At 34.1% G+C, this 21108-nt stretch carries 18 protein-coding genes and 3 pseudogenes; 5 read left to right on the forward strand and 16 right to left on the reverse strand.

Translation table 11 applies throughout. The features are described 5' to 3' along the window. Positions 1–17: 17 nt before the first annotated feature. From BDW31_RS00990 to BDW31_RS12650, 6 genes and pseudogenes are all read right to left on the reverse strand, one after another. Entirely contained in the window at positions 18–356 is a 339-nt protein-coding gene (locus BDW31_RS00990; protein ID WP_037550799.1) for a nucleotide pyrophosphohydrolase, read from the reverse strand. Beyond that, entirely contained in the window at positions 349–2079 is a 1731-nt protein-coding gene (locus BDW31_RS00995) for a DUF2075 domain-containing protein (protein ID WP_037550801.1), read from the reverse strand. Before BDW31_RS00995 ends, BDW31_RS00990 begins: the two co-directional genes overlap by 8 nt. 228 nt (positions 2080–2307) lie before the next feature. Further along, positions 2308–2913 (reverse strand): stage II sporulation protein M, encoded by a 606-nt coding sequence (locus BDW31_RS01000; RefSeq protein ID WP_037550803.1) that lies wholly within the window; start codon positions 2911–2913, stop codon positions 2308–2310. A gap of 239 nt (positions 2914–3152) precedes the next feature. Beyond that, positions 3153–3722, reverse strand: a pseudogene (locus tag BDW31_RS13005) (CDP-glycerol glycerophosphotransferase family protein); the annotation flags it as partial. A gap of 177 nt (positions 3723–3899) precedes the next feature. After that, positions 3900–4265: pseudogene (locus BDW31_RS13010) on the reverse strand (CDP-glycerol--glycerophosphate glycerophosphotransferase); the annotation flags it as partial. Beyond that, a complete protein-coding gene (locus tag BDW31_RS12650; protein WP_053024394.1) occupies positions 4247–4447 on the reverse strand; it encodes a hypothetical protein in 201 nt (66 codons plus the stop codon). The gene BDW31_RS12650 and the pseudogene BDW31_RS13010, both read right to left, overlap by 19 nt. A gap of 245 nt (positions 4448–4692) precedes the next feature. On the opposite strand from BDW31_RS12650, the gene BDW31_RS01010 reads away from it, so the two are divergent. Next, a complete protein-coding gene (locus BDW31_RS01010; RefSeq protein WP_053024393.1) occupies positions 4693–4881 on the forward strand; it encodes a hypothetical protein in 189 nt (62 codons plus the stop codon). Positions 4882–5113: 232 nt separating this feature from the next. Here BDW31_RS01010 and rarD read toward each other — a convergent pair whose 3' ends face one another. Together rarD and BDW31_RS01020 are read right to left on the reverse strand one after the other, a co-directional pair. Next, the gene (rarD, locus tag BDW31_RS01015; protein ID WP_070632258.1) at positions 5114–6019 is read right to left on the reverse strand and encodes an EamA family transporter RarD; all 906 of its coding nucleotides are present in this window, start codon (positions 6017–6019) and stop codon (positions 5114–5116) included. Between the two features lie 248 nt (positions 6020–6267). Then, on the reverse strand, positions 6268–6483 hold the full coding sequence (locus BDW31_RS01020; RefSeq protein ID WP_053024391.1) for a zinc ribbon domain-containing protein: 216 nt from the start codon (positions 6481–6483) through the stop codon (positions 6268–6270). 324 nt (positions 6484–6807) lie between these two features. Here BDW31_RS01020 and BDW31_RS01025 point away from each other — a divergent pair, with 324 nt between their 5' ends. From BDW31_RS01025 to BDW31_RS01040, 4 genes are all read left to right on the forward strand, one after another. Then, positions 6808–8367, forward strand: a complete 1560-nt coding sequence (locus BDW31_RS01025; RefSeq protein ID WP_110708969.1) for a PTS mannitol transporter subunit IIBC — start codon at positions 6808–6810, stop codon at positions 8365–8367. Between the two features lie 72 nt (positions 8368–8439). Further along, positions 8440–10476, forward strand: coding sequence for a BglG family transcription antiterminator (locus BDW31_RS01030; protein WP_110708971.1), 2037 nt, complete (start codon positions 8440–8442; stop codon positions 10474–10476). An 11-nt stretch (positions 10477–10487) separates the two neighbouring features. Beyond that, positions 10488–10922 (forward strand): PTS mannitol transporter subunit IIA, encoded by a 435-nt coding sequence (locus BDW31_RS01035; protein WP_053024388.1) that lies wholly within the window; start codon positions 10488–10490, stop codon positions 10920–10922. Beyond that, the gene (locus tag BDW31_RS01040) at positions 10922–12025 is read left to right on the forward strand and encodes a mannitol-1-phosphate 5-dehydrogenase (protein ID WP_053024387.1); all 1104 of its coding nucleotides are present in this window, start codon (positions 10922–10924) and stop codon (positions 12023–12025) included. Before BDW31_RS01035 ends, BDW31_RS01040 begins: the two co-directional genes overlap by 1 nt. 349 nt (positions 12026–12374) lie before the next feature. On the opposite strand, the gene BDW31_RS01045 is transcribed toward BDW31_RS01040, so the two are convergent. The 8 genes and pseudogenes from BDW31_RS01045 to BDW31_RS01080 all read right to left on the reverse strand — a co-directional run bounded on the left by BDW31_RS01045 (position 12375) and on the right by BDW31_RS01080 (position 21101). Continuing rightward, on the reverse strand, positions 12375–13148 hold the full coding sequence (locus BDW31_RS01045; RefSeq protein ID WP_053024386.1) for a hypothetical protein: 774 nt from the start codon (positions 13146–13148) through the stop codon (positions 12375–12377). Beyond that, positions 13138–13476, reverse strand: coding sequence for a PadR family transcriptional regulator (locus BDW31_RS01050; RefSeq protein WP_033079817.1), 339 nt, complete (start codon positions 13474–13476; stop codon positions 13138–13140). The genes BDW31_RS01045 and BDW31_RS01050 overlap by 11 nt, the downstream gene beginning before the upstream one ends. Before the next feature lie 590 nt (positions 13477–14066). Continuing rightward, positions 14067–15428, reverse strand: a complete 1362-nt coding sequence (lpdA, locus tag BDW31_RS01055) for a dihydrolipoyl dehydrogenase (RefSeq protein ID WP_110708973.1) — start codon at positions 15426–15428, stop codon at positions 14067–14069. A 280-nt stretch (positions 15429–15708) separates the two neighbouring features. Further along, a complete protein-coding gene (locus BDW31_RS01060; protein WP_053024384.1) occupies positions 15709–17007 on the reverse strand; it encodes a dihydrolipoamide acetyltransferase family protein in 1299 nt (432 codons plus the stop codon). Between the two features lie 18 nt (positions 17008–17025). Further along, on the reverse strand, positions 17026–18066 hold the full coding sequence (locus BDW31_RS01065; protein ID WP_037550826.1) for an alpha-ketoacid dehydrogenase subunit beta: 1041 nt from the start codon (positions 18064–18066) through the stop codon (positions 17026–17028). Positions 18067–18081: 15 nt separating this feature from the next. Further along, the gene (locus tag BDW31_RS01070; protein ID WP_037550828.1) at positions 18082–19029 is read right to left on the reverse strand and encodes a thiamine pyrophosphate-dependent dehydrogenase E1 component subunit alpha; all 948 of its coding nucleotides are present in this window, start codon (positions 19027–19029) and stop codon (positions 18082–18084) included. A gap of 38 nt (positions 19030–19067) precedes the next feature. Beyond that, positions 19068–20420, reverse strand: coding sequence for a dihydrolipoyl dehydrogenase (gene lpdA, locus BDW31_RS01075; RefSeq protein WP_053024440.1), 1353 nt, complete (start codon positions 20418–20420; stop codon positions 19068–19070). Between the two features lie 274 nt (positions 20421–20694). Further along, positions 20695–21101 (reverse strand): annotated as a pseudogene (locus BDW31_RS01080) (carboxymuconolactone decarboxylase family protein). Positions 21102–21108: the final 7 nt, after the last annotated feature.

The raw sequence follows: 21108 nt of genomic DNA on the forward strand, positions 1-21108 counted from the left end.
TTGATTATTAACTCTTTTTATAACTCATCGTATTTACTATTATTATTTTTACTTTTTTCAACAGGATATTTCTCAGCATTTTTCACTAGTTTTTTTCGAATAATGTCATTAATATCAAAATCTAAGTTGTCTGCTAACATATAACTATAAATCAATACATCTGCTAATTCCTCAGCTAGTCTTCCTTGTTTATTTTCTACTACTTCTTCTGGTGTTTTCCATTGAAATAATTCTAATAATTCAGCAGCTTCTAAACTGATAGATAAAGATAAATCCTTTTCATTATGAAATTGTCTCCAATTACGTTCATCTCTAAATTGATTTATTTCTTTTAATACTTCATGTATTTCATTCATCATTCTCACCTCGTGAAGCTTTTTTAAGTGCCTCTCTCAATTGGTCGTCTACAGCATAAATATATAGTCCATTTACCCCTCGAGTTAATAGAACGTTTAATTCATTTCTCAAAAGCATATCTGAATAATATTCTTTCGAACCGTCTTGCAATGTTCTTCTTTGAGTTACTTTCTTATTAGCACTGCAAGATTTGTCAAATACAATTTGTCCATCCCTATATTTAACTGAAGGACCAATAATAACTCCTGCATAATTCAAATCCAATCCTTGAATAGAGAAAGTTGAACCTATTTCATCTATTGTCTGTTCCTGCTCAACCCAAGGTAAATCTTTAACTTTTCTTTTAGGTTTTATTTGATAGTTCCAAGGCATTGACCAATTATCAACTTTTACTCTCCAATAATCTTCATCTTTAGGCGGTTTACTATTATATTTCCAATCAAATGTAGCAAGCATTCTTGATATACCACTATCTGTATTTTGAGCTTTATTTTTTATCGCAACCTCTAACTCATTAGGTGAATCAAATACTTTAATTTCATAGCCTTTACTGTCTTTTGGAAGTTTGTTTATAGTTTGATTATCAATTAAATTTCTTATCCAATTGAAAGTAGTTTCATCACTATTGATACGCATTTGATTTCTTAATATAACTCGATTATTTATATTTTCCGATTGATTATAGTATTTTTCTAACTGTTCTTCTTCCCATATTTGTCCAGTTGTTAATACTTGCTTTAAATCTAATACAATAACTACGACTTTAGCTCTTTGTAATAAATCATCTAAATGATTTTTTCCTTGATAACTCTGCTGTCCTTGCGTTAGTAGCAAATGTGCTTCATCAACTATTACTACATCTACTTTATTCTCTGGATTATGGCTATTGATAAAGCTAGTTGGTTTTCGTACTATTTTATTAAATTTACTAGAAATCCCTAGTTTTTTAGCTATTTGATCATAAATAGTTACATGTTCATTGTGATTTACTAAAAGATTTATATCTAAATTCTGATTTAAATCTAAGTTATACTTACCTAGTTCGTATAATAATGTACTCATTAGTACAGTTTTACCTGACCCTGCTTCACCTTCAACAATTATCAATTGACTCTCTTCATTTGATAAAATTGCTGCTTTAATTTTATTTAATATCTCCTCTTTTGCATTTATTTGTTCTTGAGTTAATTTGTGAAATGGAGAAGCTTTAAATATAGCAGAATCTTTTATTATACTTTCAATTGGGAATAAAGCCCCATTCTTTTTATGTAGTGATTGCCAAATATTTGAGAAAATTTCATCTAATTTTTCAGAAGTATAATATTCATTTTGTTGATTAGTCCTACTGTTATGCACCATTGAAATATTATCTACACTGAGCAAATATTGCATGAGTCTATTTTCAATATCTAGCGTTAATGACTTATTAAATAATTCATGACCAATGACATACATTGAAGAATTATCTGATTCTGAAAATTCTTCCCAAAATGCTTTGACTTTTGTATCCGCATTAAGATGCTGTCTTGTCCTACTTTTAATATCTCCAGTCTCACCAACATAAACTTCAAAATCATTTTTCTCTTTTTTATCATTTATTATGTAAACTGTTGGATATCTTAGTAAAAACTTTCCATCTTTAGATGTTTCCCATTTTTGCACTGATTCATTTAGTTTGTCTATTGAATATTTTATATTTTCAATTTTTAATAATTGTCCCATCTCATCACCTATATAGCATATCGTCTGATAATCCCATTTTATCAATTTTCGGACTAATTTTATCAAGTTTTCACCAAATTTTATATATACAAACCGAAATTCAAAAGAAAAAGAGATTTCTACACTAAGTAAAAATCTCAACTACTATTCAATTAAGTTTAATGAACTTAACATTATATTTTAAATTATACTGAAAGCGTGAGCTTCATTTAGCTTTATGTATGAGGATCAACTCATAAGATTAAATAAAAAGTTTGATACATAGGTTTCTAGAAAAGCTGCAATAATGATTAATGGTAATGCGATCAATACATAGGATTTGATTACATTGATTAAGTTAACTTTTATCGCGTAGTTTTCTTTTTTACTTTTCCTAAAGAGATTGGTAAACCGACGTGTGATGGCTTTGTTTAGCATATACAACGCACTTGTTAAAATACAAAAGCCCATGATTTCAAATGTATAATGTGGGATAAATGCTATACTCCCTATCAACCCTTTATGTAAATCAAAGCTCAGAAGAAAGCCTAATAGAATTCCGGGCATAATAATGGTAACCACTAGATTAATCAAATAAAGATAAGGTATAGGTAGTAAGGCTAAGATAAACATTTGTAGTGGAACTCGGAAACCATTATTAACGATATACTTCCAAACTTTTTCAAGTCCTTTAGTGTTGCCAATTTTTTCACTCGCATTTCCCATATTTTTCAAGTCATTGAAAGATGGATGAACAAAATAACAGAATATCGTAGTAATGATTAAACAAATGGTAGCAACTACAAAGATTTTCACGGCACGTTTAATAATTTCCAAATCGAATGATTTTAGCATAAGCAACCTCTCTTTTATCTCTTATACTAACAAACATAACATGAGCCTGGGACATAAATAATAGGATGATGCTATTTTGCAAATTCGCAGTAGCTGACTAAACTGAAAAGGTGCTTAAATCAAGCTTTTTCCAGTTTTAGTCATCCTTGCGGGGGGTGGGACGACGAATTTAAAAAGAATTCTGTCCCACTCCCCCTATAACTATTTCTAGCAAAGGAGTCAAAATATATTTAGCAGTCTTATTTAAAGAATTTTTCTACTATCGTTTTAGACGCTATGCCCTTTTCAAAGGTACAGAAACGATTGTAAAAGGCTTTATATTTCTCTCTATATTCTTCTTGTATGTCATCAATATTTTTTATTGCTTCGATTAAGCCATCATTTGTTTTAATTTGTGGACCTGGTGCTTCTTTTTCAAAATTAAAATAAAAGCCACGTAATCTGTTCTTATAAAATTCTAAATCATAGGTGAAGAATAATAATGGTTTCTTTGTATTTGCAAAATCAAACATGACTGACGAATAGTCTGTGATGCATATATCTGTAATTAAGTATAGATCACTGATTTCAGGATATTTGGTACCATCGACGACAAAATCATTTAGTGATTCACTTAAATTTAACGCGTTACTAATAATAATATGTGGGCGTAAAATGAGAATATATTCATCCCCAATACTTTCCTTCAATCTTTGTAAGTCAAGTTTTAGATTGATGATGTGTTTTTAGGCTTTATTAATTTCATCATCTCTAAATGTCGGTGTGTATAAAATGATTTTTTTATTACTTTCAATACCTAGTTGAGCTTTATATGATTTTTCACCAATTACCCACACTTTTTGATTTTCCTTTTTTAAGAAGTTGGGACATTTTGATCTTTTTAACTCATCCACATATGTTAAGTAACTATCGATGTCATACGTATTAATTCTAAAAGATAAATTACAACCTTTCATCGTGAAATAAGGTGTAAGTGACACTATATTACCGTTAAACTCAGTAATAATTTCACCTTTTAATAGCTTTTCCGCCATTATTCTAGGATTTCCGATTTTTATTCTTAAATTCTCCGATGATTCTAGTACTTTAATACTTAAGTAAATATCTATAATATCCTCATTTTTGTATTCATACTTCATGAATTCTATCAAATCTTTATAGATTTCTACCGAAAAATTATAAGTAGATGCATTTTTCGTCTTTCCAATTTCTTCATGATTGATATTTACGAATGTTTCTCTGTCAGTCAGCCTCGTTTTTATTGATAGTTGCACAGTTTCTAATGTGAAATTCAGTATCGCAAACTGACCTTTTATACACGCTGCAGTGTTGTTTATTTTAATATTATCAATATGTCTTCTTGAAAAATATGTTTTTTTAAATCAACCTCCTCCAATGATAAATGTAAATCCCCATTGGTGTCTTCCACATCTATTGAATTAAATTCGTTTTTTATGTAGAGCTTTTCAATCTTATTAATAGGATTCTCAAAATAGATATGTAGTATTGATCCATCTTGTTTAATAGTTTGCAATTAAACCCCTTCTTTCAGCTAAAATCAAATTCCCATAATATTACAGTGATTTTTTATTATTTTTTTAATTATTTATAAATATATCTACTTTCGAACGGTAATATGCGTTACAATATAAATACAATATTTAATAGTAACCAAAATATATAAACCTTTATTTATTATATTATAATACATGTAATTACTTTTAATGTTTTTATAAATATAATTTTTTATATTTACTACAATTTAAAGGGGTTAGTAAAGTGAAAAAGTTAATTTTAATTTTCAACAGTGTCTTATGTTTAATGTTTTTAATTAAATATAGACAACTTAAGAAAGCTCACCATTTTTACTTAACAAACATTGAATCTGAAGATGATAAATTGAATAAAATGGGCATGTATAAAGATAAAGATGGAAATATTTATCCAATAGAAGAGGCAATTGAATGAATCAAACAGTTTAATTAATCTCACTTATACATAACTAAGTTTTGAAATTATTAACTTTTATTCCAATAAAAAAGAGAGTTGAACAGAATTCATATTGAATTCGTTGTTCAACCCCCGCAAGGATGACTAGAACTGAGAAAAGTTTAATTTAAGTGACTTCTCAGTCCATTCAGCTACTGCGAATTTGTAAAATAGCACCATTATATTTTTTATTCCCAAGCCTTATTGTAAATTATTCAGGTCTAGGGTTACGTTTCATTTTCACGTATTGAGAAATACTGTATAATACGATACCGAACCAAATGAGCGCAAATGTAACCAATTGTTGCGCATCAAAATGTTCTTTAAAGGCGAAGATACCTAAGAAGAACATGATTGTTGGACCAACGTATTGAATGAATCCTGTTAGAGATAACGGAATACGTTTGGCACCCGCTGAGAATAAGATTAATGGAATGGCAGTTACTGCACCTGATAACATTAACCAGAATGTGTCCATATTCAAACCTACTGATGATGTTCCAGTATTCCATAAATAAATCATATATATTAATCCGGCTGGCGCTGTAACGATACATTCAATTGCAATACTGATAATGGCTTCAATTTTAACAATCTTCTTCAACAAGCCATAAATACCGAATGAGAATGCTAACATTAATGAGATGACTGGGAATTCTCCAACGCGAATCGTCATATACAGAACTCCGATTGTCGCAAAGATGATTGCTAGCGTTTCAAATTTATTGAATCTCTCTTTTAGGAAAATGAACGCCAATAATATACTTACTAATGGGTTAATATAATAACCTAAACTAGATTGTAGTACGTGTCCATTTGACACAGCCCAGATGAACGTTCCCCAGTTGATTGTAATCACATAACCAGCAATAATAATGACGATTAGTTCAATTGGATGTGAGAATAAATGTTTTAAATCACGTTTGAACGTTTGTGATTTCTTTAAAACTACGATCATTAGTATCATAAAGATCATAGATAATACAATGCGGTAAGCTAAGATTTCAAATGCACTAACGCCACCAATTAATTTCCAATAAATTGGCAAGATACCCCATAATACATAAGCACCTAACGCATATAGAATCCCTTTTTTAAATTCAGTATCGGAATTCATCCTAACCCTCCTTACGGTATAACCCTGGAAATATGTTTTAATTAATAAAACTATGGTACCAATAGTTAAGAAAGTTAGGTATATAAACTGCTCAAATTATTCAAATTCTTAGTAATTTAGGTTGAATTTATTTGATTTTAGACATCCGAACCTCTAACATCACACAACCCGAAGTCTACCTTTTCGCCAAACAAAAAAGAATCAGCCCCTAGAAAGTCGCTGATTCTGACATAAATATTGATATTCAATTATCCACCAAAGAATAAATCGACAATATCACTCGTTCTATTATTATTTGTTTTATAAAATTCAGTACAACCACAATTTTTACAAGTTATTGTTTTAAAGTTGTTATGCTGCACATCAAACATCTTAGATAGTCCAGATCCTGTTGCTGATAATGTTCCTTCTTCCACTTCCGTATGTCCACATTTCACACATCCGTTTCCTGTGTTTCCAGTCATAAACAACATTCCTTATATTGTTTCTTACTTGTCATATAACCTGTTTCCTATCATTTAATCTTTAAATAAGTAATAACTTATTGCGCATTTAGAATATAATTAATGACATTTTTTCATTGCCATATTCAAACATTTTCAATGGAATTTCTCACATAATTATCATAAGTAGAAGTTTCTTACATTGGGCTTAAATATAGTTGTGAGACTCTCACCATGACCTTGTCACAATTACTGTGACAAAGTCGCATTTTCTTTGTGTTGTATACGCTTTCCTGTGCCATTACAATTGAATTATCAAATCAGAATAAAAAAAGAGGTGTAGTTATGGCTCAAACAGAGACACAAGAGAAAAAAGGTCTCGGCCGTAAAGTTCAAGCGTTTGGTTCATTTCTTAGTAGTATGATTATGCCAAACATCGGTGCGTTTATCGCATGGGGCTTTATTGCTGCGATTTTCATTGATAATGGTTGGTTCCCTAACAAAGAATTATCTCAATTAGCAGGACCAATGATCACATACTTAATTCCATTACTTATCGCATTTAGTGGTGGTCGTTTAATTCACGACTTACGTGGCGGTATCGTTGCAGCAACAGCAACTATGGGTGTTATTGTTGCATTACCAGAAACACCAATGTTACTTGGTGCAATGATTATGGGACCACTTGTTGGTTGGTTAATGAAGAAAGTTGACCAATTCTTACAACCTAGAACACCACAAGGCTTTGAAATGTTATTCAATAACTTCTCAGCAGGTATTCTAGCATTCATTATGACAATCCTTGGCTTCAAATTATTGGCGCCAATTATGCAATTCATCATGCACATCTTATCTGTAGCAGTTGAATTCTTAGTACACTTACACTTATTACCAATCGTAAGTATCATCGTAGAACCAGCTAAAATTTTATTCCTTAACAACGCGATTAACCACGGTGTATTCACACCTCTTGGTACTGACCAAGCTGCAAGTGCAGGTCAATCAATTTTATTCGCAATCGAATCAAACCCTGGACCAGGTATCGGTATCTTATTAGCGTACATGATCTTCGGTAAAGGCACAGCGAAAGCAACTTCATATGGTGCAGGTATCATCCACTTCTTCGGTGGTATTCATGAAATTTACTTCCCATATGTATTAATGCGTCCATTATTATTCATCGCTGTTATTTTAGGTGGTATGACTGGCGTAGCAACTTACCAAGCAACTGGTTTCGGATTCAAGAGTCCAGCTTCACCAGGTTCATTCATCGTGTATTGTTTAAATGCACCTAAAGGTGAATTCTTACACATGGTATTAGGCGTATTCTTAGCAGCACTTGTTTCATTCGTAGTTGCAGCATTAATTATGAGATTTACTAAAGAACCTAAACAAGATTTAGAAGCAGCAACAGCTAAAATGGAATCTACTAAAGGTAAAAAATCTAGCGTGTCTTCTAAATTAACTGGTGCGACAACTGGTACTGGCGCAGCTGGCGTAGCTGCTAACAAAGCTGATGATGAAGATAAAAAAGAAGCTTCATCAGAGGATGAAGAAGAAGACTTACTTGATAACTACAACACTGAAGACGTAGACGCTCACGACTATAGCAACGTAGACCATGTTATTTTCGCATGTGATGCGGGTATGGGTTCTAGTGCAATGGGTGCAAGTATGTTACGTAATAAATTCAAAAAAGCAGGCATTTCAGACGTTAATGTTACAAATACTGCTATTAACCAATTACCAAATAATGCACAACTTGTTATTACACAAAAAACATTAACAGACCGTGCAATCAAACAAGTTCCAAACGCAATTCATATCTCAGTGGATAACTTCTTAAATTCTCCACGTTATGAAGAGTTATTAAACAACTTGAAGAAAGATCAAGACAAAGCATAATTAAATAGTTTGGGAGTCGAACATATTATTTCTATCACTTATGTTAAGACTCCTTTCAAGGGGGGACACACCATGTTAATGAGTACACGTGAAAAGGAAATCATTGAACTGCTAATTAAGTATTACGGTCAATACGTTACGATTTATGAAATTGCTCAACAACTTGGCGTGTCCTCTCGTACTATTCATCGTGAATTAAAAGGGATTGAAACCTACCTCCAAGGCTTCAATATGACACTTGAACGGGCAAATAAAAAAGGGATTAAGTTATCTTGTGATTATGACCAGATCCGACGGTTAAAACAAGAAATGGCGCAACACGATACCATTGACTTGTCTGTTGAAGAACAAAAGGCAATTATTCTATATGCGCTCATTCAATCAAAACATGCTGTTAAGCAATACAGCTTGGCTCAAGAAATTGGCGTATCTGTTCAGTCATTAACCAAATTGCTTGATGACCTAGAGAATGATCTCGCTAGCTATCAACTTATCCTTTATCGCAAGCGTGGTGAAGGGGTATATCTTGATGGCCCCGAATCAAAGAAACGTGAGTTCTTAAGTCAATTGATGGTCAACAACTTGAATAGTACAAGTGTTTACTCTGTTATCGAGAACCACTTCGTCTATCAATCGATTAATCAATCACAACAAGCTTTAGTCGACCTTGATAGCATATTTAAGATTGAACGTATTTTAATGGATTACCTAGGTCAATTACCTTATACCTTAACAGAATCGAGTTATCTGACCTTAACCGTCCATATCGTGTTAAGTATTGCACGTATTCAAAATGGTGAATATGTATCGATTAATGAAGATATTCATAATTCTGTAAAAGACACATTTGAACATCAAATTGCCACAGAAATTGCGAAACGTATAGAGACACTATACGACATCGACTTTAACCAAGCGGAAGTCACTTTTATAACAATTCATTTACGTGGTGCAAACCGTCGAACAACCTCCAAGATGTTTGAGAATAATGAATTTGACGACCGTAAAATACAAGCATTTGTAAATCGTGTAGAGCGCTTATCAGGCCAATCATTCGAAGACTATGCAACGCTTGTTCATGGATTATCATTGCACATTAATCCAGCGATTAATCGTTTGGAAGCAAACATTGAAACGTACAATCCACTCACCGAGGTGATTAAGTACAAGTATCCTCGTCTCTTCGATATTGTACACAAGGCCATCGATCAGACATGGCCAGAGTTAGTCTTCCCGGATAGTGAGATTGCCTTCATCGTTTTGCATTTTGGTGGCTCCTTGAAAAGTCAGTCCACCCAACTACTACATGTTTTAGTTGTCTGCAGTAGTGGTATTGGAACAAGTCGATTGTTGGCAACACGATTACAACAATCTTTTAATGAAATAGAGAAGATTACACAAGCGTCCGTCAGTGATTTGAAAATGTTAAATCTAGAGGATTACGATGGCATTATTTCAACGGTTAAATTGGATATCACAACGCCATTTATTACCGTCAATCCATTGCTACCAGAATCCGATGTAGCGTATGTAGCATCATTCTTAAAGACAACCGAGCATATAGCGAAACAATATGAAGAGAACGAAATGAAGCATTCGATTCAAGACCCTGATCAAGTGGTCATGAACATCGAACACGGCTTATCATTGTTGAACTCTATGCAATTTGAATACAAAGATGTAACTATTTGGAATCATTATTTAGCTGACTATCTTGAGGAACATGGCGTCATTGCGCCGAATAGTCAGACGTCATTCGCTGAGCTGTTGCAAGATAAATTAAATCAGAATCCTGGTTGGATATTGCAACCCTATCCCGTTGCGATTCCACATATGAAGAATGATTTAATATTACGCCCCCTCATTTTAATCACGATATTAAATGAAAGTTTGGGCATGCAAAGTACTCAAAATGACCTTTTCAAAATTAAATATATGGTTAGCCTATTCATCCCAAATAATGATGAAATGGCACAACTTGTTGGGGAATTATCTGCTGAATTAGGACATCATCTCGAGCAAATTGATGACTTCATCCAAGATCCTGACGCTATGAAACACATATTGAGAGATAGCTTTTTAAAACGAATTCACAACCAATTAACTTAGGAGTGTATAAAATGACTGAATTATTTAGTAATGACAATATCTTTTTAAACGTATCTGTAGGAAGCCAAGACGAAGCAATTGAAAAAGCTGGTCGTGCTTTAGTAGATAACGGTTCTGTAAACGAAGCGTATATCCAAGCAATGAAAGAACGTGAACAACTTGTTTCAACATTCATGGGTAATGGTTTAGCAATTCCTCACGGTACTGACGAAGCTAAAGATGATGTATTAGCATCAGGTTTAACATTACTACAAATTCCTGAAGGCGTAGATTGGAACGGCGAAACAGTTAAAGTTGTTGTTGGCATCGCTGGTAAAGATGGCGAACATTTAGACTTGTTATCTAAAATCGCAATTACATTCAGTGAAGAAGAAAATGTTGATCGTATCGTCAACGCTAAATCTGCTGAAGAAATTAAACAAGTCTTCGAGGAGGCTGACGCATAATGAAAGCTGTACACTTCGGAGCTGGAAATATTGGCCGTGGATTCATCGGCTATATTCTTTCAGATAACAACATTGATGTAACATTTGCAGACGTTAATGAGGAAATTATTAATGCATTAGATAATGAAGGCGCGTATAACGTTATTCTTGCTAATGAAGAAAAAACAACAACACGCGTTACTGGCGTTAGTGCGATTAACAGTGGTCAACCTTCAGATGAATTGAAACAAGCAATTCTTGAAGCTGACATTATTACAACTGCAGTTGGTGTGAACATCCTTCCTATCATTGCGAAATCATTTGCACCAGTCTTAAAAGAGAAGGAAAATCACGTTAATATCGTAGCGTGTGAAAATGCGATTATGGCGACTGATACGCTTAAAGAAGCAATCTTAGACATCACTGGTCCATTAGGTGATAACATTCACTTCGCGAACTCTGCAGTTGACCGTATTGTCCCACTTCAAAAGAATGACAATATCTTAGACGTTATGGTTGAACCTTTCTTTGAATGGGTTGTTGAAAAAGACGCTTGGTACGGTGAAGAGTTAGAACATATTAAATATGTTGATGATTTAACACCTTACATCGAACGTAAATTATTAACAGTTAACACTGGTCATGCTTTATTAGCATATGCTGGTCGCTTCTATGGTAGAGATACTGTATTAGATGCTGTTAAAGATGAAGCTATCGTTGCAGATTTACATCAAGTATTAGGTGAAACAAGCGAGTACATCGTTGATAACTTCAGTTTCACTAAAGAAGAACAAGCGGCTTATGTTGAGAAGATTATTGGTCGTTTCGAGAATCCATACCTTTCTGACGAAGTAACACGTGTAGGTCGTGGAACAATTCGTAAAATCGGTCCTAAAGATCGTATTATCAAACCTTTATCTTATTTATATGAAAATAATTTACGTCGCAAAGGCTTATTAAAAGCAGCAGCGTTATTATTAAAATATGATGATATGAACGATAAAGAAACAGTTGAAATGCGTGAATACATTGATGCACATGGCGTAAAAACATTCTTACAAGAATATGCGAAAATCAATGACCGTTTAGCAAATGAAATTGTAGCTGTTTATGAAGAATTGTAATTCATTACTTTAACAATTTAATTACCTTAACAGGTAAATTAAGTTACTTAAATGTTTGATAGTAATTTAATGTGTGCAGTTTACACAATACTGCGTATTGTTGCTACTCGCTTTCTCTAGGTATAGCCTGAGCCAAGTTGTTTATAATTGAAAAGAGTTAAATCACTTTATAAGCCTTTTTCAAAGTCTTGTAGGTTGTGATTTAACTCTTTTTTTATTTAGGTTTTGTCTCAGTGCTAATGCTATTCCTAGTAGCGTCTCGCAGCCAATACTTAGTATTTTTAGCAATGTTAATTTATATCTTTGATATATTTAAATATGTTAGTTCAATCAATTTTCTCAACTCTAATTACTTATCTTTTTCTTTTCGGTTCGTGTAGTAAGCATGTCCGAAGAATGCGATGTTCATCCCGATTATTAAAACGATATAAAGTACAATTGATATCGTTAAAAATTGCTCGTTAGAATGGCTATGCGCTTTAAATATTTGACCTATTAAATTAGGTAAGCACACGATAAATATTACAAGTGCAAATAGTTTTTGTTTAACTATGAAACATAGCACCATGACGATTGCTAATAATATGAGCCCAGTAATGATGCTTTGGGTTTGATTTAGTGTCACAAGTGTATATATTGGGTATCTTTTAGCAGTAAACGTACTTAAAATCATCAGTGAGAAAAGAACTATTCCTCCTATAAATGCATAGACATATACACGTTTAGCATCACCATATTTCATAATAGCTTTCTTTATTAAAAATAATGGTACGACAACACTTAATACAAAGATAAAGATTGTATTTAAAATATATCCTAATGTTAGGGTAAACTCATTTTCAAAGAAATCTGGAATTGTGAATAACGCAAACATAAAAAGCACAAAGTACGTTAAATATCTAGGTAGTCCTTTGGTAAAGCTCATTTCTTTAGAAAAGTTATCCGCATAATCTTTTACAGGCGTGTTCAGAATGTTACTGACGTCATCACCGTTCGCTTCTGCCATTTCAAAGTGATCTTGCAATTCGTCTCCAATAGCGTGTACTTCATCTTCATCCTTACCTCTAAACATTAATTCTGCTTTTAATTTAAATATATAGTCCTCTTGTTCTTTAGTCATCATATTCATCACTCCCGAATAAGTTATTCATTCCTGAGTTAAGATAACTCCATTTCTCTTTGAATCGTTTTAATTCTTCTTGTCCACTTTCAGAAATCGTATAATACTTTCGCTTAGGACCACCGTTATCCGATTTGCGCGTGGTTGTGTGAACATAGCCCTTCTTGCTTAACCTAAGCAATACCGGATAAATACTACCATCGCTAATTTCAGGAAATTGGTTTTCTTTTAATTTCTCTAAAATTTCATACCCGTACGTCTCACCCTTAGCTATAAGTCCAAGTATTGCGCCATCTAAAAGCCCCTTCATCATTTGATTAGATACTGACATGTCATCACCTTTTATTAACTATCTTATAATATAAGATAGTGCATTTTAAAAAATAAGTCAACTATCTTATGATAAAAGATAGTGGTTGCTTAATGGTTTCTAAATCGCAGTTTATTAAGTTACTTTAATAATTTCAGTTTACACAATACTGCGTATTGTTGCTACTCGCTTGCTCTAGGTATAGCCTGAGACAAGTTGTTTATAATTGAAAAGAGTTAAATCACTTTATAAGCTTTTTCAAAGTCTTGTAGGTTGTGATTTAACTCTTTTTTTATTTAGTTTTTGTCTCAGTGCTAATGCTATTCCTAGTAGCATCTCGCAGCCAATACTTAGTATTTTTAGCAAATGAGGTTTATACCTTTATTAATATATTTATTTTAATGGTTTAATCGCTACGCTAATTAATAAGTTACATAAATAACACATTAAAACCCCCAGCAACTTTGACGAGCCTGGGGGATTTTTCATGCTAATAATGCTAGTTACGTATATATAATTCGTTTTGTATAATTTATAATCAAATCGCTAATGTGTTAAAAAGTATAGATTACCAATGTATTTTACTAAGAAAAGATAATAATCGATCTTCCTTAATGATATATCGCTTTTGCAAAAGATACATCTGCACTTTCACCAATCACTTCCGATAGTGAAGGATGTGGTTGTATAATTCGAGAAATATCATTTAATGTACCGCCCGAAACCTTAATTCCCAAGATTTCACTAATTAAATCTGTCGCATGAGGTCCAACGATAAATCCACCTAAAATTTTACCATCCTGCTTATTCGCTACTATTTTAACCATTCCTTGTGTTTCACCTTTTAAGATTGCTTTAGGATTCTTCTGAAAAGGCGCAGTCGTCACTTCAACCTCATAACCCGCTTCTTGTGCTTGTGATTCTGATAAACCTACTGACGCAGATTCCAATCTTGTATAAATACATCTTGGTATATCCTCTTGATTTATCGGTTCTGGTTGTTTGCCTGCAATATATTCTGCCACATATTTACCATGTGCACTTGCAGTATGTGCTAACTGATAGCCCGGCACTAAATCACCAATCGCATAGACGTGCTCGTAACTAGTTTCATAATGTTCATTAACTTGTAAACATTTGCCATTTTGTTCTAAATTAAGCGCCTTAGCAACTTGAACATTAGGTTGTCTCCCTGTCGCAAAGAGTAATGTTTCATATGGTATTTCTTTAGGGCCATCTTTTCCATCAATTTCCAAAGTCTTGGCATTTACTTTCTTAGTTTCTGAATTGGTGATGATGTTAACACCTTGTTGTTTCAAATAGGTTGATAGATGGTCGCGTATTTCTTTAATTTCACTAGATAGGATGCTATCGCCCTTTTCCAAAATCGTAACATCTACGTCTAAATCAGCCATTGATGAGGCTATTTCCGAGGCAATAACGCCGCCGCCAATAATCACAAGTTGTTTCGGCAGCTGTTCCATATCGAAAAATGTATCAGCTGTTTCAAAGTGCACTTGGTCTAGCCCTTCGATTGGTGGTACGAATGGCCTTGTTCCTGTCGCTAAGATAATATCTTTCGCGGTATAAATAGTTTGATCGACTTGAACTTTTAATCCTTCTAATACTTCTGCTTCCCCTTCAATAAAATCAACGTTGTGTTGTCTTAATGCGTCTCGAACATCATCAGTCACTGTCTTAACCACTTGATCTTTACGTTGTACGAGACTAGTTACATCAATGTCTATGTGATTCGTTTTAATTCCCCAATTGTTTGCAGAATGAATATCTCTCACTTTAGCACCATATTCTAAAAATATCTTCGACGGTATACAACCTACATTGAGACATACACCACCAACGTGCTGTTTCTCAACAATCGCTACATCTTTGCCTAGTTGCGCTGCTCGAATTGCTGCAACATAACCTCCAGGTCCTGCTCCAATAACGATTAAATCATACGATTTAGACATCATTTGTACCCCTTTCACCTTTGAAGTTGTTTTCGTCCCTTAATACCCTTAGTTATGAACATAACCACTCGTCTAATATGTAAGCGCTTTTATATCCTTTCAATTTTATATTAGAGTTATATTTTTATAATTTCAAATAAACGTAAGTGACAGAATTTTTACTTTTTCAATAAAGGGCTTTGTGTTGCGCGAAAGGATTGGAAGTGTGGTTCGAGACATGAAAAGACCCCCAGCATTGTTTGTGTACTGAGGATCTTAATCAAATTAAATATATTTGTTATTAAAGAATTAAGAGATATGGATTTTCAATATATTTAGCTAATACTTTTAAGAAATCGGCAGCGCTCGCACCATCAAGAATTTGATGATCAAACGTTAAACTTAATGGAATACGTGATACTTGTTTAACACTATCTCCTTCAAGTACAACTTCTTTAGAAAGTGCACCTACACCTAGGATTCCTGTTTCACCCAGGTTAAGAATTGGTGTGAAATATTCGATGCCACTAGTACCCATGTTAGTAATTGTAAAAGTAGCACCTGCCAGTTTAACATCATTTGTATTACCATCACGTACCGCTTCTGCTGAAGATTTAATCTCTTTAGCTAAAGCACCAATACTTTTAGTGTCTGCATTATTTATAACTGGTACCATTAACCCTTCGTCGAGTGACGTTGCTACACCTAAATGAACATTATCATATTCTGTAAGTTGACCATTTTCATATCTAGCATTCATTGCACCATAATCTTTAAGTGCTAAGACAATGGCTTTAGCTAGCAATGCTGTGACAGTCAATTTAGTATCTTGATTTGCATTTTCAAGTTCAGCTGATAGTTTGTTTTTGAAATCTAACAAACGGTCAGCATCCACTTTACGATGTAACGTAAGTTGTGCTGTTTCGGCCAAGCTTTGACGCATATTCTGTGCTATACGCTTACGCATTGGATTTAGTCCTTCACCGACATTAGCACTGTTAAATTTAGTGTTCTTATCCTCTTTAGATTGCATATCCTCATTTTTTGCTTCAATATTATATCCTTGCTCTGCTACACGTTGAATATCTAATTTTGTTATACGATTATTACCGCCTGTACCTTGAATTCTAGTGATATCAAAGTTTTTATCCTCTGCCATCTTGCGTGCAAGTGGTGATATAAAGATACGTTTACCATTTTGGGGTTCAACATTATTAGACTTATTTGTATCTTCATCATGATTACTATCATCTTCATTATCAGAAGTTGTATCGTTGGTTTGTTGCTCTTCATCGTCTGATTGTGAGTTATTGGATTCTTCATTATCAGATTCAGTCGTACTAATTGATTCAGTACTTTCTCCTTCATCACCTATAATACCAAGTACAGATTTAACTTCAGTTTCTTCTCCGGGTTGAACTTTAATTTCGAGTAATATACCACTAGCTGGCGCTTCAACGTCTTGAGTCAATTTCTCAGAACTAATCGTACATACACTTTCACCTTGTTCAACCACATCTCCCTCTGCTTTAAACCACTCTTCGACTGTTCCTTCTTTCATTGTCATACCGAGTTTTGGCATAATAATATTTTCGCTCATCGTTCAACACCTCCTTGCCTATGAATTAACTTTTTTCAAGTCTTCAATTAGTTCAGATGCGACATCTAATACTTTATCTACATTTGGTATATAGGCTTGTTCAAGGTTTGCTGCGAATGGAACTGGTGTATCCGGTGCAGTGACTTTCTTGATTGGTCCATCTAAATAATCAAAACCAATATCACCAATAACAGATGCAACATCTCCCGCTACATTACATTGTGGATTTGATTCATCAATCACAATTAAACGACCTGTCTTCTTCACTGATTCTAGAACTGTTTCTTTATCCCATGGTGACACAGAACGTAAATCAATAACTTCAACTGAAACGTTATCTTCTTCTAATTTGTCTGCTGTTTGTTCAGCTACTGCCACCATTTTACCGATTGCAACAATTGTTAAATCATCACCTTCACGCGTCACTTTCGCTTTTCCAATTTCTATTGTGTAAGGTTCTTCAGGCACATCACCTTTTTGTCCTAATAATGTTTTATCTTCTGAAAAGACTACTAAGTTATCATCTTGTACTGCTGCCATTAATAAACCTTTAGCATCATAAGGATTAGAAGGAACGACTACTTTTACACCAGGTATTGTTGCAAACATGTTATACAATGATTGAGAATGTTGTGCCGCTGCGCCTGCACCAGCGCCATGAACTGTACGTACAACTAATGGAATTTTAGCTTTACCACCAAACATGTAACGCATTTTTGCACCTTGGTTCAAAATAGGATCTAAACCGAATCCAATAAAGTCATTGAACATTAATTCTGCAATAGGACGCATACCGGTAGCTGCTGCACCTACAGCAGAGCTGAGTGTAATATGCTCTGCGATTGGTGTGTCAATAACACGATCTCGACTATATTTTTTCGCAAGCCCTTTAGTTACACCAAAAACGCCACCAAATGTATCGTCATCTTTAATATGTTCTACACCTGCACCACCTGAAACGTCCGTACCAATGAGAATAACATTATCATCTTGTTCCATTGATTGATCGATTGCTTCGTTAATTGCACCCATAAATGTTAACTTGCGTTCTTCACTCATAGTTATGACCTCCTTTTAGGCAAATACATCTTCGTGTAATGAATCTACATCTGGTAATTCACTTTCCTCTGCATATTTCACTGCATCTTCTACTGCTTGTTCAGCTGCTCGTTCAATTTCATTTAATTCTTCTTCTGTTAACCAACCTTCTTCAAGTGCTTGACGTTTAAAGTCTTCTGTTGCGTTTTTGTCCGCATTACGATCATTTGGTGATTTAACTTTTTGTTCGTCCCCTTCAAAATGACCATATTTACGATACGTGTCACACTCAATTAGCGTAGGGCCTTCACCATTTTTTGCTCGTTCTACAGCTTCTTGCGCTGCTTTATAAACTTCAACGACATCCATGCCATCCACTCTGACACCTGGCATGTTATAAGCTGAAGCACGCTCTGCAATTGTTTCTGAAGCACTGGCATAATCATGTGTTGTACCTTCACCGAATTGGTTGTTTTCACAAACAAAAATAACTGGAAGGTTTAAGATTGAGGCAAAGTTAAGGCCCTCATGGAAATTACCTTCATTGGCTGCACCATCACCAAAGAAACATACAGCAACATTCTTTTTACCTTGATTTCGAATAGAAATACCTGCACCAGTAGCAAGTCCGAAGCCACCACTTACGATACCATTGGCACCGAGCATTCCTTTATCTATTTCTGCAACATGCATGGAACCACCTTTACCATGACCAAGTCCATCACGTTTACCCATTATCTCCGCCATCATGCCATTAAGGTCACATCCTTTGGCAATTGCATGTCCGTGTCCTCGGTGTGTACTTGTAATATAGTCGTCGTCTTCAAGTTGTGACATTACACCAGTTGCTACAGCTTCTTCGCCTACGTATAAGTGAACAAAACCAGGAATCTTACCATCACTAAAGATTTTATGCACCTTTTCTTCAAAATATCGAATTTCATTCATCGTTTTATAAATCCAACGTGCTTGTTCTTTTTCCATCGTTAGTTCCTCCTATCATTCATTGATTTGTTCTGTTATCACATATGAATGGCTTTTCCAAAGTATGCATCCGCGCTCTCGCCAATTGCTTCGGATAGAGAAGGATGTGGTTGAATGATGTTAGATAACTCATTCATTGTACCTTCTGAAACTTTGACACCTAATACTTCACTGATTAAATCTGTAGCATGTGGACCAACAATAAAAGCACCTAAGACCTCTCCATATGCTTTATCAGTTACAATTTTGATAAAGCCTTGTACTTCTCCTTTTACGAGCGCCTTTGCATTTCCTTGAAAAGAAGATTGTGTAACAGATACGTCATAACCCGCTTCTTTAGCTTGAGACTCAGATAAACCAACTGATGCTGCTTCAAGACGAGTATAAATACAACGTGTAATATTGTTTGGAGATACTGGCGGTGGTTTTAATCCAGCCAAAGTTTCAACAACATGTAATCCATGTGAACTCGCTGAATGTGCAAGTTGATAACCCTTAACAAGGTCTCCAATAGCATATACATGATTAATTGTTGTTTGATAGTGTTCATCGACTTGTACAAATTTACCATCCATATCGATATCTAGATCTTCAGCTACCTTGATGTTCGGTTGTCGACCAGTTGCCACTAATAAAGTATCAAATGACACATCTTCATGATTATCCAAAATCACTTTAGAGGTTGTTACTTTAGATATCTTTGCGCCTGTTAAAATTCTTATACTTTGATTCTTCAAATGGTCCTTTAACAGTTCACGTACTTCTTCAATCTCGGTGAGAAGAATATCTTCATTAACTTCAATCATCGTAACCTCGACTCCTAAATCAGCCATTGAAGATGCTAACTCAGTAGCTATAACACCGCCACCAATAATTGCGAGTTGTTTAGGCAACGTTTCTATATCAAAAAATGTGTCTGTCGTTTCATACTTTATGTCATTTAATCCTTCAATAGGTGGAATAAAAGGTTTACTACCAGTTGCTAGAATAATATCTTTCGCTTGATATGATTGATTACCAACTTTAACTTCTAAATCTTTCGTTACAGTAGCTTCACCTTTAATGAAATTAACTTTGTTTTTCTTTAATAATTGCTTCACACCACCTGTGAGCGTGCTAACAATGTGTTGTTTTCGTTGTACTAATTTAGAGAAGTTTACTTTCATCCCTTGTGTCTCAATTCCCCAATCATTGGCCTTACGTATATCATGTGCTTTCGTTCCATGTTCGAGTAGTGTTTTAGAAGGTATGCAACCTACGTTTAAACAAGTCCCCCCTGCGTTTGTTTTCTCTACAATTGCAACCTTTTGACCTAATTGTGCAGCGCGAATAGCGGCAACATATCCACCAGGTCCTGCACCAACCACAATCAAATCATATGAGTCCGTCATCACTATCACCCACTTCCTTAAGATCATATCGTTGTGCATCCCAAAATATTCTGTAAAAACATAGAAATGAGATATAGCATATTCTTAATGTAAACGTTTTCTCATTTCTTTAATTACATTCTATACTCATGATTCTGAATTTTCAAATAATTGTAAAATTAAATTTTTATATACTTATTTCTATCATTTCATATAAGTTTTATAAGATTTGGAAGATTATCTTGCTACTCACTCAAATAAAAAACCCTCTAACCACGTTGGCTAGAGGGTTGTGTTACGGTTGCAATTTCATTATTGCACCAAAGTTTTGTTGTGCGTTTGTGAATGTAATAAATGCAATGAGTTCAACAATTTCTTCTGTTGCTAAACTGTCTTTAAGTACTTTTATAATATTGTCCGGAATTTGATCACCCATCTTAATAAAAACTTCTGTGAATCCTATGCAAACGGACGATTTTTCATCTTTAAGACTGCCGGTAGGTTGACCTTTAGCTTTACAGTACTGACAACCGTTCTTTTGCGCTAACATTCTTCTTAACTCTTCTTTTAATTCTTTGCTAAGTGCGCTGTCACTTTCTAACACATCACTTAGTTGTGTCCATAATTGCATTAATTCTTCTTGATGACCTAATAATTTTTAAAGGGTGTATTACCATTGTTCGAAGACTCTATAATCGACATTTGTTAT

Origin of the sequence: Staphylococcus sp. AtHG25 (genome assembly GCF_003217445.1) — a bacterium.
GTDB classification, from domain to species: domain Bacteria; phylum Bacillota; class Bacilli; order Staphylococcales; family Staphylococcaceae; genus Staphylococcus; species Staphylococcus haemolyticus.